This window comes from Ornithinibacillus caprae, assembly GCF_009728145.1.
GTDB lineage: Bacteria > Bacillota > Bacilli > Bacillales > Amphibacillaceae > Ornithinibacillus > Ornithinibacillus caprae.
In genome coordinates this window covers 73,473-87,204 of sequence record NZ_WOCA01000017.1, presented here as the reverse complement: position 1 = coordinate 87,204, position 13,732 = coordinate 73,473, and the positions used below count along the sequence as shown (strand labels likewise).

The following is a 13,732-nucleotide window of genomic DNA, read 5'->3' as shown; positions in this document are numbered from 1 at the left end:
TTCTATACTTACAAATTCCACTTCATTTTGAGTATTATTTCTAGTATGAAACACAGTTACCACCGCCTTGTATTGTTACTTATATTATAACAAATTAACGCGGTGAATTGTTAAAGTATTCTAAATAGAAACAGGCTGTCGAGGGTTTTTCGACAGCCTGAAAAGATGTCCTTTTTTAGGACATCTTTTCTTTTTTCTTTTCGACAAATCTGCTAATATGTATGTATACAATGGAATCATAGGAGGGATTTTATATGGCAGTGAGAGCTGAAGCTACACCAAATCCTAATGCTTTAAAGTTTACAACGGATAAACTAATATTTGAAGGAACGAATAGCTTTTCTATTCGTGCTGGCGAAACAAGTGAACATGAAATTATGAATGAATTAATGAAACTTGACGGTGTTGATACGGTTTTTGGGTATCAGAATTTCATTACTGTGAACAAGCAGTTTGATACAGAATGGGATGAGTTAACACCAAAAGTAACCGAAGTATTTGAGAAATACGGTTATTAATTTACCACCTACATAGTACATAAAAAGACAGCAATAACTGCTGTCTTTTTAAATGATTCAGTACATATGTACATCAATAGGTATATAATTTGGATTTATCCTATCTCCATTTTCACGTTTCCCATATAACTGGAAAACCGGAACATCTTCTTCTGCTTCAAGCATTTCTTCTGTTAACTCAAGCTCAATTGAAAAATCACTCCAACTATCTATTCCATCCTTGATGGAAACCTTTGTTTCTTCACTGACTTCTTTCTCACCTATAAGTACTACGTAAAAAAACTCTCCATTTGACGAAATTGCCTGTCCAGTCATGGTTGCAATATTATTTTCAACTGTCACATCAATATTTTGGAATTGGACGGAAGATTGCTCCACTACCCCATTATCTTCATGTTGGTTTTCACTATTATCTTCTTGTTTCTGATTACCGCAACCAACAAGGGCTACGAGAATGATTAATAAAACGATCCATCTGTTGTTCAAGATTAGCTCCCCCTTTAGTCCTTTCGAAAGAAACCGAAAATACCAGTTGTTTGTACAATATTTGTGAAAGCTTCAGGATCAATTTCACCAATGATTTTCTCTAGATCATATAATTCATAACGCGTAATCACTAGATACATCATATTTTTTTCCTGCTTCGTGTAAGCACCTTTAGCTGGTAGAATCGTAATTCCGCGTACCATTTTATTATGAATAGCTCGTTGTAATTCATCTGCTTTGCGGGTTACGATCATTGCTGTTAGTTTTTCATGACGAGTATGGATTGCATCAATTACCCTTGTTGTTACATATAACGTTACTAACGTATACAATGCATTTTCTGGTTCATATAGAAATCCTGCTAAGGCAATAATTACTGCATTTAATGAAAGAAAATAAACCCCAATTGGCTTGTCCTTCATACGAGATAGTACCATAGCAACAATATCCATACCTCCTGTCGATGCACCAAACTTCAACGTTAGTCCAACACCAACACCAGAAATAAGTCCGCCAAATACCGCATTCAAAATAATATCTTGACTTAACTCAATAATTGGAATGATCTCTAGGAATAATGTTGTAAACATAACGGATACAACACTATAAATAGTAAATCCTTTACCAACTTTAAACCACCCTAAAATGGCTACTGGGATATTTAGAATAAATAGCAAAATACCCGTTCCTATCCCTATTCCTAAATAATCATTAAACACACTAGAAATCAACTGTGCTGCACCAGTAAACCCACTAGCATACACATTAGCACCAATTAGGAAAAAGTTTAATGAAATAGCACCTAATAGAGCACCAACTATAACCACTGCAATACGTTTTGCTTCTACTAAAAACATGGCAACCTCCTATACACAGCTATTTATTTTTATAGCTTCAACTTTTTATCTCGTTTTTTAAGCGTAAGGATCGTATAAAATTTCCTATTCGCAATAGTAAAACCAGTCTAGCGATAAGCAAAGTTTTTAAATATTAATACAATATATTTTGACTATCTTCCCTTATAGCTATAAACTAAACGTAATAGAATTATTAATAAAGAATGAAGGTGAAAAAATGAATATTAAAATTCTTGCTGATTCAGCATCTGATTTATCAAAAGACCATTATAACGAATTTGACATCGAAATGGTATCATTAACTGTTCATTTGGACGAAAAAGATTATGAAGATGGCCAAACTATTTATCCTAAAACAGTGTATGATGCAATGAGGAATGGAAAAGCTCCAAAAACTTCTCAAGTTTCACCACAGACGTTTAAATCAGTATTTACATCTTATGCAGAATCCAATCAGCCATTAATTTATTTGGCTTTCTCTTCTGAGTTATCAGGTACATATCAAACAGCAAAAATGATGGAACAAGAAGTAAAAGAAGAATATCCAGATGCCCCTATCCATGTCATTGATACAAAATGTGCATCTATAGGTTATGGATTAGTTGTTCTTGAAGCAGCTAAGATGGCCAAAGCAGGAAAATCTGTTGACGAAATTATTGATGATGCAACAAGAAGAGCAGCACATATGGAACATATCTTCACGGTAGATGATTTAGAATACCTATATCGCGGTGGTCGTGTTAGTAAAACAGCCGCATTCGTAGGAACATTATTAAAAATCAAACCAATTTTACACGTAGAATCAGGAAAACTAATTCCACTAGAAAAAATTAGAGGCTCTAAAAAACTATTTGGTCGTATGCTTGAACTTATGGAAGAGCGTGGCGGTAATTGGGAGAACCAAACCATTGGTATTAGCCATGGTGATGACCTTGACCGTGCCCAGCAGTTAGCAGATATGATCAAAGAAAGATTCGGAATTAACCAAATTGAAATTGAAATGGTTGGATCAGCTATCGGTGCACATTCTGGACCAGGTACCATTGCATTATTCTTCCTTAATAAATCATTTTAATAATTCCTTTAACTGATTCATCCATTTCAGATGAATCAGTTTTTTTGAAACAAATACTTTTGAACCGTCGTCTTATTTGTAAAAGGGCAACTTTAACCTTAGGAAAATGAGGTGTCAAAGGTGAAAAAGAAATTTGGGTTAATTAGCATTATAAGTATTATTGGTATTAGTATTGGTATATTTCTATTTGGTGTTTTTTCAGATAAAACAACTGCCGTAATTCCATCTGCTTCAAGCTATGCTCCTACCTTTAAGGATTGGACAGTATATTTTTCCGAGAAAATGAATCCAGATACATTTAATGAAGAAACGGTTTCTGTAACAAATGAGGATGGACAAAATCTTAGCGTATCATTAGAATGGAATGATGATTACACGGTGCTAACACTACTAGCTCCACAGGATGGTTATACAGTAAATCATAATTACAACATTCATATTTCTAACCAGGTTCAAACCGCAGCTGGAGATAAACTTTCAAAAGCTTTCAGTCATGACTTTAAAGCCGTGGAAGAACTTCCGAAAATAAAGGATCAAAAACAACTGATTACATTACTAAAAGAACGAATGGATAAAACTGATGCAAATAGAATAGTTTCATTTGAAATGGATGGTACAGAGGAAGAATCTGCAGATATGGCCATGGAAAATTCTGCAGGTGGTGAATCAGGCGCTTCTGAAACAAATGTTCAGGTTGCTGGAATAGATGAAGGAGACCTAATCAAAACGGACGGTGACTATATATATTTTGCTCGTCCACATGATATTGTTATTGCTTCTTCAGCAGGTCAAAACAGTACTGTGGTGAGTACTATTGAAGAAGATCAGTTTAACCCAATGGAGATCTATGTACATGATGATTTATTAATTAGTATTGGCTATACCCATGAACCGATAAGGGAGATAAAAGAAACGGAAGCAGAACCAGGTGACCGTACAAATGCGGATATTGCAATTTATCCACCAATGTTTTCAAGTCAAACAACGGTATTTGTTTATGATATATCCAATCCAAATCAACCTAATCAAGTTAGAGAGGTTACGTATGAAGGAGATTACAATGCTTCAAGAATAATGGATGACCAACTATATCTTATTGCAAATGAACGCCCTCCTTATCAAATACTTGAAGAGGATGATTATGAGATACGTCCGTTTGTAAAGGATACAGCAGTTAGTGAAGAAGGCCAACCAGTTGACTTTGAAGATATGTATTTCTTTCCGGATAGTGAAGATGAAACGTATTTAATATTATCTTCTATCGATTTGTCTAACTTGGATAAGGAAGCTAATGTTGAAACCTATTTAGGTGCCTCCAACCAAATGTATATGTCAGAAAATCATGTTTATATTGCTGTAAATAAATATGAACAAAATGATAACCTAAGTTCTAACGAGTCCGTTGATATGATGATTGCACGTCCTGCTGCAAACACAGAAATTAATCAATTTAAAATTGATAATGGTACCATTACCTATAATGCTTCTACTGTTGTTAATGGTACATTAATTAACCAGTTTGCCATGGATGAACGAAATGATACGTTCCGAGTAGCAACAACAAAAGGTGATTCCTGGAATGATGACGAACCATCAACCAATAATTTATATACGTATGATATAAATTTAAATCCACTTGGTTCAGTAGAAGGACTTGCTGAAGGTGAACGCATATATAGTGTCCGATTTATGGATGACGTAGCTTATATGGTTACATTCAAGCAAGTAGATCCACTGTTTGTCATCGATCTTGAGGATGCTACGGAACCAACTGTTTTAGGTGAATTAAAAATTCCTGGTTTCAGTAATTATCTACATCCTTTAGACGAAAATCATGTCATTGGCTTTGGGGAGGATACATTACTAGTGGATAATGAACATGGATCTGAACCTATTGTTCGACCGAACGGTATTAAAATATCTGTATTTGATGTTAGTGATATGACCAATCCTGTTGAGAAATTTACGGAAGTAATTGGGCAAGGTGGATCATATACAGAGTTGAACTATAACCATAGAGCATTGTTTAAGCATCCATCTGAAAACTTGTTCGGCTTTCCAGCACAGTTGTATGAAACAAAAGAGGTTAAAAAAGATGATATTACCTATGAGGAGCAAACTTTCTTATTTGAAGGAGCACTTTTGTACTACATCTCAGCTGATGATGGAATTGAACTAAAAGATACGATTACGCATCAAGGTGACATACAAGACTATCCAGAATGGAATTCTGAAATTAAACGTCTGGTTTCTGTTGATGATATCATTTATACCCTTTCCTACGATCAGATGAAAGCATATGATATAAACTCAGAAACAACACTTCAGACAGTAGAACTCCCTAAAATGGATGAACGGTATTAGTTTTTATATAAAGCTAAGACAAAGGTGTATTAATCAAAAGAAAATCCGGACTAATAATTAGTTCGGATTTTCTTTTGAACTATATTGGAAACTTTGTTGCTAATTTAATATAAACTGCGAAGTAAATTTCGCATGGATTTACTTTCTCCCGCTTCTTTGAAACGACTGCTATAACACCGCTACGGCAGAATACTTCGCTTTCACTTCCAGAGCGGTAATATGGTACTAGCCATCATTTACAAGTTACTGCGCATTTTATATCATCTACGAATTAAGTTCCAGCCGTAAAAAATATCATTCTATACTTCTTGTCCCTGAATCATTTGTCTTTAGAATGAAGAGCTTTTGTTTTTCCCAGCTACTTTTTCGTAAAACTGTCACAAAAACTAGTATATTTATATGACATTTATGCAATCCAAATTGTTTTTTAACCCTATTTCAAGCAATATATGTGTAGGGAGGTTTGAAGCATGCAACGATATATACATATACCATTTTTATTTTTTACGATAACCGCAATCACTGGAGTTTGGATGCGTTACTTCTCTTTTGCTCCAAATACAATCATCCCCTATACCAATATTTTACATGGACATTCACATCTCGCTATTTTAGGATGGGCATTTTTAGGTGTGTTTATCGTATTTTTATATAGCGCTTGGAATCAAATCACAAAACCAAAACAAGCAGTTGCTATTTTACTGACATTGACTATTATATCATTGGTAATGTTTTTCGCATTTATTTATCAAGGGTATGGGGTGTTTTCCATCGTTATGTCTACCCTACATATTATTGCCGAATATTGGACTGCCTTGTTTATGTACAGACAATTAAAATCACAGCAGGTCACTTCTAGTTCTGGGGTATTGTTTTTGAAAAGCTCATTTGTTGCATTATTTATTTCATCTCTGGGACCATATGCATTAGGGGTCATTTCTGCTAACGGACTAAAAGACCATGCCGTTTTTGATGGCAATATACTTTTACTTGCACTTTCAATATAACGGTTGGCTTTATTTAGCATTAATTGGTATGTTCCTAATCGTCCTACACAAAAAGAAAATCAAAGTTAATGATTCATTAGCACGTTTAGGTTTTTGGATATACTTCCTTGCTCTAGTTCCGGGGTATTTCACTTCGGTATTATGGGTTGATTTAGGTGAATTTAGTATTGTTTTAGCTATTATCGGGGCTATTGGACAATGGATCGGCGTATTGTCAATATTACTTTCATTTATGCAAATTCGTGAGAAAATAAAGCTACATTACAGCCAATTCACACGATGGGGAGTATGGATTACTTTCCTATTATTATTTGTTAAAAGCACAATGGAGCTGGGCTTAACTATTCCACAACTAGCAGCACTAATATATGATACGAGAAGTGTGATTATTGGATACCTTCATTTAACCTTGTTAGGGTTTGTCAGCATTTTTATAGTGACACTCTTCTTTATGTTAAAGATCCTCCAACCAAATGTCTTAAGTATTTCTGGTTTTATGATCTTTTTAATTGGTTTCACATTGAATGAGATGGTGTTATTTATACAAGCATTCATGGATTGGATATACGATGTATCTGTTCCCTACAGTAACCACTTTCTATTAATTGCCAGCAGCTTACTATTGTTTGGGATCTTATTGATTTGGATTTCTTTTCTTAGGAAAACTTGGATAGTACCAGATTGTTAAGACAAAAAGCTTTAGTTGTAGTTATATGTATTCTTATCTGCCAAAAATCGATTAGCATGAACTAGCATACTCCTTCATATATTCGTAATAGGATTTTACTAGGTTCTTAAAACATTGAAGGAGGAATCGCATGCTAGTCAATGAATTAATTACGGTTTATGAATCTGAACGAAAAGAAAGTCCGAGAACATTAAACGACTTGTTGGATTATTTTCAAAAAAAGTATATATCCGGGGAGATTGATATTAAAAGTTATCGTGACATTTATAACTTCTTGCATCAACAAGGGGCAACATCAGCACATGAATATGTATAATTTAAAAGGTCCTTATGGGGCTTTTTCTTTTTGCTTTGATTTAATTGGTATCTTTCGGGAAAGATGATTAATGTACTAGTTAAACTGCAAGAGGAGGTATACCATGGGACAAGGAAACGAACCTAAAACACCGCCACCACAGGAGCAACATCAGCAGCCTGGCATAGAAGCAAAAATGCATCCAGAACCTGAATATATTCGTGACGATTATCAAGGAAGTAACAAGTTAAAGAATAAAGTTGCAATCATTACAGGTGGAGATAGCGGCATTGGCAGGGCTATCAGTGTTCATTTTGCCAAAGAAGGTGCTGATGTCGTAATTATGCATTTAAAAGAAGCTACAGATGCAAAACAGACAAAACAGTTCGTGGAACAAGAAGGAAGAAAATGTATGCTGATTAGTGGGGATATTGGTAATCCTTCATTTTGTATAGAGTCCGTAGACAAAGTTATGAAAGAGTTCGGTAAAGTAGATGTTCTTGTGAATAATGCTGCCGAACAACATCCGCAAAAGAATTTGGAGGACATTACCCCCGATCAATTAGAGAAGACATTTCGAACAAACATTTTTGGAATGTTTTACATGACTCAAGCTGCCTTACCACATTTCAAAAAAGGCAGTACCATCATTAACACGACATCGATTACTGCATATCAAGGCAATAAAGACTTAATAGATTACTCTGCAACAAAAGGTGCTGTTACCACCTATACGCGGTCTTTATCTGAATCCATCATTGGAAAAGGAATTCGTGTAAATGCAGTTGCCCCTGGTCCAATTTGGACTCCACTGATTCCATCTACATTCGATGCAAATACGGTCGATAACTTTGGTCAAAACACACCAATGAATCGAATGGGTCAACCAAAGGAAGTAGCTCCAGCCTATGTATACTTAGCTAGTGATGATGCAAGCTATGTTTCTGGTCAAGTGCTCCATGTGAATGGTGGAACGATTGTTAATGGTTGATATAGCACAAAGTTAAATCGTTTGGAATGCATCGCAATATGCGGTGCTTATTTTTTATTGGCCATTAGTCTAATAAGCACTCTAAAGCTATTTATTCATGTTTATAATTTTCGTGTGCTTAGTTCACTCATATTCAGTAATAATTTTTATGGCTATTCCACAAACTCTTCGTTCTCGAAATCAATTTTTATAACTTCATTTGTATTCTTTTTATAAGTATAAACATGCAGATTATCTGGTTTACCTTCTAATAATACAACTGCTTGATATTTTTCAAACTCCTCGTTATCAAGCTGTTCAGAGAGATCCACAATAACTATTTCCTTTACATCATTTTTCTCATCATAGCCCTGATCTCCTAAGTATGAAATGGTATCCTTTTTTAAATTATCCTTTTGTTCTTGTTGTGACCTTTCTGATAAATATAAAACAATACTACTACTAATAATTATCCCTACTAAAATAGTAATTTTTAGCCATTTCTTTTTATTCAATTTGAAACCTCCGAGCTCGTAATGGTGAAAGTTTATTTAAGCTGAAATAGTTTGTTACAATATGTTTAAGAAAGGAATAAACTGTTATGCACAACAACATAATCAGTATTGCAAAGCGTTACCCGATATCCAAAATAGAGGAGACAAGATAAATATCAGAAATAGTCCAGTAAACATATACTTTATATATTGATTTCTATTTACACCTTCTCTTAGTTCCCAAAGGCCTAAAGTAATAAAATATAAACCAATCATAATTGAAATGATTGGAAATAATAAAATAAAAACCACCATTCCCCCATCTCTCCTTATTTATTAAACCTAAGAACAAGACATAAGCCTGTGTTGTTCTTAATATTAGCTCATTTCTCCAGTCTTCCCACTTAATTAAAGAAATACCGATTTTATAGCTTAAATCATTAGTTATTCATTATCTTATTTACCTTATTGATTCGGATAAGTATCCTGCATAAATTTTACCGATTGCTTGATCAATGCTTTTAGCACTTCGACATCGACATCAGCTAATTTATTTACATACACACACGCCGCACCGGATTTATGTTTTCCAAAATCTTTTAAGAGTTTTTCACGATCTGGATCCCCAGTTGCAAAATAAAGACTAAATCTAGCTTTCCTTGGTGAAAAGCCAACTAATGGTGCATCTCCTTCATGTCCCGAATTGTATTTATAATGGTAAGTCCCAAATCCAATAATACTAGATCCCCACATCTTCGCTGGATAGCCCGTTGTTTCTGTAAAAATATCCAGTAGCTTGTAAGCATCCTCTCTTTTCTTTGGACTTTCCACACTCTCGATAAATTCCATAACACTTCTATCATTTTCTTTTGTTTTTAATTCATATCCCATTTCTATTCCTCCTTAACAAATTTTAGTAATCATTATATTTAAAAAATGTTATGATAATATTATCAGCAACTTAAAGGAGTAAAATACTATGAAACTATTAAAGATATCGTTGAGTATAATTGTAGTAATCTTAGGTCTTTATGTTTTAATCTCTGGTAATTATAGTTTACTGCCTCTAAATCTATTATCCCTAAGTTTATTATTATTTGTATCAGGTGTTGAAGAATTAACAAAAAAACGTAGAGGTGTTGCATATACCTATTTTCTTGTCTCTGGTTTTAATATTGTCGTATCATTCAACATTCTTGGAGGCTAAAAGTTTTACTTTGTCTTACCAACTGGTACATAACCAGTTTTCTCAACTAATAGCTGTCCTTCTTCCGACAAAATCCATTCTATAAATGCATCGACATTTGGATGATCACTTCCTGTAGTAATTGCATAAAATTCAGAGGCAATTGGGTACTCCCCACTACGAATGGTTTCTTTGTCTGGAAAAATTCCATCTACCTCTAAATGGCGAATAGAATTATTTTCAACCATGTCCATAGAGAAAAAACGGAAGGAATAGCCCATGGCATTTTTATAGTTTCGATAGTCAGCAGTTTCAGAGATTATTCCACCCATACCAGTTACTACATCATCTGTTGGTGGTTCCATTAAAGGTGTATCCCCCATTAAGTTCTCTAATGCTGTTTGACTTCCACTATCATCTGGACGTTGAAATGCACGGATTTCCTCATTATTTCCACCCACATCACTCCAGTTCCTTATTTTCCCCGAATAAATATCCTTAATTTCTTTCATAGTTAGCCCCTCTACCGGATTTTTTGAATGAACAAAGAAAACAAATGCTTCCCGACCAATAGGAGTCATTTCCAGCTCTATTCCATTTTCCTCTGCTCTTTTTAACTGTCTTTCCGACGGACCTGCAGCAAAAATAATATCGACCTCACCATTGATCAAGTTATTATACGCATTTGGCGTTTTAGTAGAAATAACTTCACTATTACCATACACATCGTATGTTTTTTCCGGGTAAGTAGCTTGAACAAAAGCTGCATACAATGGGTAGAGAGCCGTTGCACCATCTAAGCGTGGCAACTCCCCCTCAATTTTAAAGTCCGTTGGTTCATCTAAATGAACAACCTTCGAGCCATCTTTAAACGGTTCATATTCTGTTAAATCTACTTCCTGGTTGTCCATTGTTACCGATGCAACATATGCGTTATAACCTTGATATCCTCCCCAGGAAATAATACATAAACCTATAAAACTAATAAGGCTTATCTTCCATGCTCTTGCATTTAAAAAACGAAAGAAAGCATTGCAAATAAAGAACAAAATTCCAATAGTAATCCCAATCGCAAAAGGTACATAAAAATTAACATAACCCATCATTGCGAGGATAATGATTCCATAAAATGCAACAAAAATAATTGGTATACTAATTGCAATAAAGCCTATTAATTTCAATCCAACATTTGAATTTTTTCGTAAAACAATACCTAAAATAACACCAAACAATACGACAACTATTAATCCCCCGAATTCCATTGCAGTCTCCCCTTTATTATAAAAACTCCAAATATGGTAGTAAACCTATACCAATCATCATTAATCCCAGTGTCATCATTGTTAATATATATTTCTTAGAAGCTCTCTCATACTTCCATGCCATGAATGCACGGAACCCAAATAAAATAATAAAATAATAAATAATATTTTCAGGTACTTCAATGTAACCATTATATGTAATGTATACAAATGAAAATAGAAAAAGCAATGTAATCGTTAGTTCACCATCTTTATGAACGGAATTTACATATTGATACAGAAATCCTTCTTTTTTGATCTTATATTTTTTTCGTAAATAGTTCTCCAATAGTTGGCAAATAATCACAATAACAATGATATAAATGACCATTTCCCAGAACATTTTAGCACTCCATCCTAAGTAACTTCGATAAATCAATACTAACATAATTTACTAAATCTGTATCAGATAATTCTTGCAATTTTCCATAAAAAAATAGCACGAGGTTTCCCCCGTGCCGATTAACTCTGTTTCTTCTGCTTTCTGCTTAAGTAAATTATACCTGCTACAAATATTACAAGTACTGCAGCAATCGGAGCAATAAACACCCAATTTAATCCTGTGTTTTCTTCAATTATAAAAACTTCTGCTGTTTCTCGAGCAATACCAATCTTGTATTCCCCATTGTCTAACTGACGTACAATGTTATCGCCTAACAGCCCTCTAAGCTGCATTCCTTCATCAAGATCTGTAATAGAAACAGCTCGCGATTCACTATCATTATTAATCGCAATATACATTGTTTCTCCTTCATATGATCGTCTGAATACGCTCATACCACGGTCTGTTCCTACCAATTCAAAGTCTCCATATTGTAATGGCAAGAACTCTTCATGTAAAGATGAAATTCGAGTATAAAATTCCTTAAGGTCTGCTTCTCCACTATTAAAATCAACAAGTCGTTGATTTTCAGGAAAGTCACCATACATCGGTATTTCCGATCCTTGAAATAATATTGGAATTCCAGGTGTTGTATACATATACGTCAAAGCCAATTTCCAAGTCGTCAATGCATTTCTACCATTTTCCGAAAAGGTTTGTGTAAATCGTTCCATAAAAGGATCATCTACAAATAATAATCCCTTTTTATCATTAGTAGTTTCCCATATATCATAAATAGTAGAAACTGCTTGATCAGGTTCAGCAAAAACATCTGTTAACGCTTCATACATTGCCAGGTTTTCGACCGCATCAATATTTGGTTCCGTGTATACATGATCTGCTTGTTCATCATGTAATAAATCAGCAATCAAATAAAAGTTGGGGTTTAACTCTTTGATATATGCTGTAAAGGTTGTTAAAAATTCTGCTGAAGTTTGGTTAGCAGCATGTAATTTATATCCGTCTATGTTTGCTTCCTCCATCCAAAATTCTGCTGCTTCTAATAAATACTCTTGTACTTCTGAATTTGCTTGATCTAGAATAACAACATCATCTAACCAAGCTTCGCGCTCATCACTAGCTGCCGCATCCTCCACGATCCACTCATCTGTTACCATTCGATGACTAGTAGAAACATAATTCGTAACAAATTCAAGGATGACTTTCATGTCGCGGGCATGCGCTTCTTCTACTAGGTTTTGTAAGTCCTCCATCGTCCCAAATTGCTCTTCTACCTCAAAGAAATCCTCTACCCAATATCCATGATAACCATTCGGCGCATTTGCAAATATTGGCGATAAAGAAATAGTTGTAAAACCTAATTGCTGAATATCATCAAGCTTTAACGTAATTCCTTCCAGATCACCACCATGATATGCATACGGGTCATCTATATTAACTTGTTCTGTTATGGAGTGATTCCCGTTATTAAATCGATCGATAAATATATTATAAATTCGCTCTTCATTAATATCTGATACTTCCGCTTCAACATAACCTATAGGAATGATAGATATACTTAGAATTACTATGAATAACATAGATAATTTTTTCATTACATTGCCTCCAACATTTCTAGACTCTTTATTTATTATTAACCATCTAAATGAATAGTCAATCCGTTTTCCGATATTGTTGAAAATACTTCACAAAAATAGAGCCTATTCCAATCTATCGGAAAGGCTCTAGTTTACTATTTCCATTTACATAAATCCACCAGGGAGACGTCCAAATCCTAGAATTAATGTAATTAAAACTGCAATTCCAAGTTGAATCCAACCACTCATTGCAGGCTTGCCTTTTTTAATTTTAGCAATGGTCATTTCCATCGCACCAATGACCCAAATACCTGCAAGACCTTTTACAATAGCTTCTGCCAACATTGGACTGCCACCAAAGTAATTTGCAATCAGATCGCCACCAGAGTACAAAATTAACAAATAGTCTAGACGCAGTATCATTTGAACAATTTTAGCTGCTTTTTCATTTCCTAGTTTATGTAGCACAATTGCAACGGCAAATAAAATAAATGCTAATACCCATGCTGTAACATGAAGATGTGTATTCAATATTATACCTCCTAGTACACAAAATTCTTTATCACATGTG

The 13,732-nt window shown here is 34.4% G+C and carries 16 protein-coding genes; 8 read left to right on the top strand and 8 right to left on the bottom strand.

The window, feature by feature from the left end:
• Positions 1–254 precede the first annotated feature (254 nt).
• Positions 255–518: a NifU N-terminal domain-containing protein gene (locus GMD78_RS17475; protein WP_155670657.1), complete on the top strand. Its 264-nt coding sequence runs from the start codon at positions 255–257 to the stop codon at positions 516–518.
• 57 nt (positions 519–575) lie between these two features.
• On the opposite strand, the gene GMD78_RS17470 is transcribed toward GMD78_RS17475, so the two are convergent.
• Positions 576–1,004, bottom strand: coding sequence for a hypothetical protein (locus tag GMD78_RS17470; protein ID WP_155670656.1), 429 nt, complete (start codon positions 1,002–1,004; stop codon positions 576–578).
• 14 nt (positions 1,005–1,018) lie between these two features.
• Entirely contained in the window at positions 1,019–1,861 is an 843-nt protein-coding gene (locus tag GMD78_RS17465) for a YitT family protein (RefSeq protein WP_155670654.1), read from the bottom strand.
• A 217-nt stretch (positions 1,862–2,078) separates the two neighbouring features.
• On the opposite strand from GMD78_RS17465, the gene GMD78_RS17460 reads away from it, so the two are divergent.
• The 6 genes from GMD78_RS17460 (at position 2,079) to GMD78_RS17435 (ending at position 8,281) form a co-directional block, all read left to right on the top strand.
• Positions 2,079–2,936, top strand: coding sequence for a DegV family protein (locus GMD78_RS17460; protein WP_155670652.1), 858 nt, complete (start codon positions 2,079–2,081; stop codon positions 2,934–2,936).
• A gap of 120 nt (positions 2,937–3,056) precedes the next feature.
• The gene (locus GMD78_RS17455) at positions 3,057–5,300 is read left to right on the top strand and encodes a beta-propeller domain-containing protein (protein ID WP_155670650.1); all 2,244 of its coding nucleotides are present in this window, start codon (positions 3,057–3,059) and stop codon (positions 5,298–5,300) included.
• 470 nt (positions 5,301–5,770) lie between these two features.
• Positions 5,771–6,307 (top strand): hypothetical protein, encoded by a 537-nt coding sequence (locus GMD78_RS17450; RefSeq protein WP_155670648.1) that lies wholly within the window; start codon positions 5,771–5,773, stop codon positions 6,305–6,307.
• Positions 6,273–6,995: a hypothetical protein gene (locus tag GMD78_RS17445; protein WP_155670646.1), complete on the top strand. Its 723-nt coding sequence runs from the start codon at positions 6,273–6,275 to the stop codon at positions 6,993–6,995. The genes GMD78_RS17450 and GMD78_RS17445 overlap by 35 nt, the downstream gene beginning before the upstream one ends.
• 130 nt (positions 6,996–7,125) lie before the next feature.
• Positions 7,126–7,311 carry a YppF family protein gene (gene yppF / locus GMD78_RS17440; RefSeq protein ID WP_155670644.1) on the top strand — a complete coding sequence of 62 codons (186 nt, stop codon included), beginning with the start codon at positions 7,126–7,128 and terminating at the stop codon, positions 7,309–7,311.
• A 103-nt stretch (positions 7,312–7,414) separates the two neighbouring features.
• Positions 7,415–8,281 carry an SDR family oxidoreductase gene (locus GMD78_RS17435; protein WP_155670642.1) on the top strand — a complete coding sequence of 289 codons (867 nt, stop codon included), beginning with the start codon at positions 7,415–7,417 and terminating at the stop codon, positions 8,279–8,281.
• A 152-nt stretch (positions 8,282–8,433) separates the two neighbouring features.
• On the opposite strand, the gene GMD78_RS17430 is transcribed toward GMD78_RS17435, so the two are convergent.
• Both GMD78_RS17430 and GMD78_RS17425 read right to left on the bottom strand, forming a co-directional pair.
• Positions 8,434–8,775 (bottom strand): hypothetical protein, encoded by a 342-nt coding sequence (locus GMD78_RS17430; protein ID WP_155670640.1) that lies wholly within the window; start codon positions 8,773–8,775, stop codon positions 8,434–8,436.
• Between the two features lie 444 nt (positions 8,776–9,219).
• A complete protein-coding gene (locus tag GMD78_RS17425) occupies positions 9,220–9,645 on the bottom strand; it encodes a DUF1801 domain-containing protein (RefSeq protein ID WP_155670638.1) in 426 nt (141 codons plus the stop codon).
• 88 nt (positions 9,646–9,733) lie between these two features.
• Between GMD78_RS17425 and GMD78_RS17420 the strand changes: the two genes are divergently transcribed.
• Positions 9,734–9,961 (top strand): DUF3953 domain-containing protein, encoded by a 228-nt coding sequence (locus GMD78_RS17420; RefSeq protein ID WP_155670636.1) that lies wholly within the window; start codon positions 9,734–9,736, stop codon positions 9,959–9,961.
• Between the two features lie 5 nt (positions 9,962–9,966).
• On the opposite strand, the gene GMD78_RS17415 is transcribed toward GMD78_RS17420, so the two are convergent.
• The 4 genes from GMD78_RS17415 to GMD78_RS17400 form a co-directional block, all read right to left on the bottom strand.
• Entirely contained in the window at positions 9,967–11,202 is a 1,236-nt protein-coding gene (locus GMD78_RS17415; protein ID WP_155670635.1) for a substrate-binding domain-containing protein, read from the bottom strand.
• Positions 11,203–11,218: 16 nt separating this feature from the next.
• Positions 11,219–11,584 carry a DUF4181 domain-containing protein gene (locus GMD78_RS17410; RefSeq protein ID WP_196493858.1) on the bottom strand — a complete coding sequence of 122 codons (366 nt, stop codon included), beginning with the start codon at positions 11,582–11,584 and terminating at the stop codon, positions 11,219–11,221.
• Between the two features lie 119 nt (positions 11,585–11,703).
• Positions 11,704–13,179: an alpha-amylase family glycosyl hydrolase gene (locus tag GMD78_RS17405; RefSeq protein WP_155670631.1), complete on the bottom strand. Its 1,476-nt coding sequence runs from the start codon at positions 13,177–13,179 to the stop codon at positions 11,704–11,706.
• Between the two features lie 147 nt (positions 13,180–13,326).
• Positions 13,327–13,692, bottom strand: coding sequence for a YisL family protein (locus tag GMD78_RS17400; protein WP_155670629.1), 366 nt, complete (start codon positions 13,690–13,692; stop codon positions 13,327–13,329).
• Positions 13,693–13,732 lie beyond the last annotated feature (40 nt).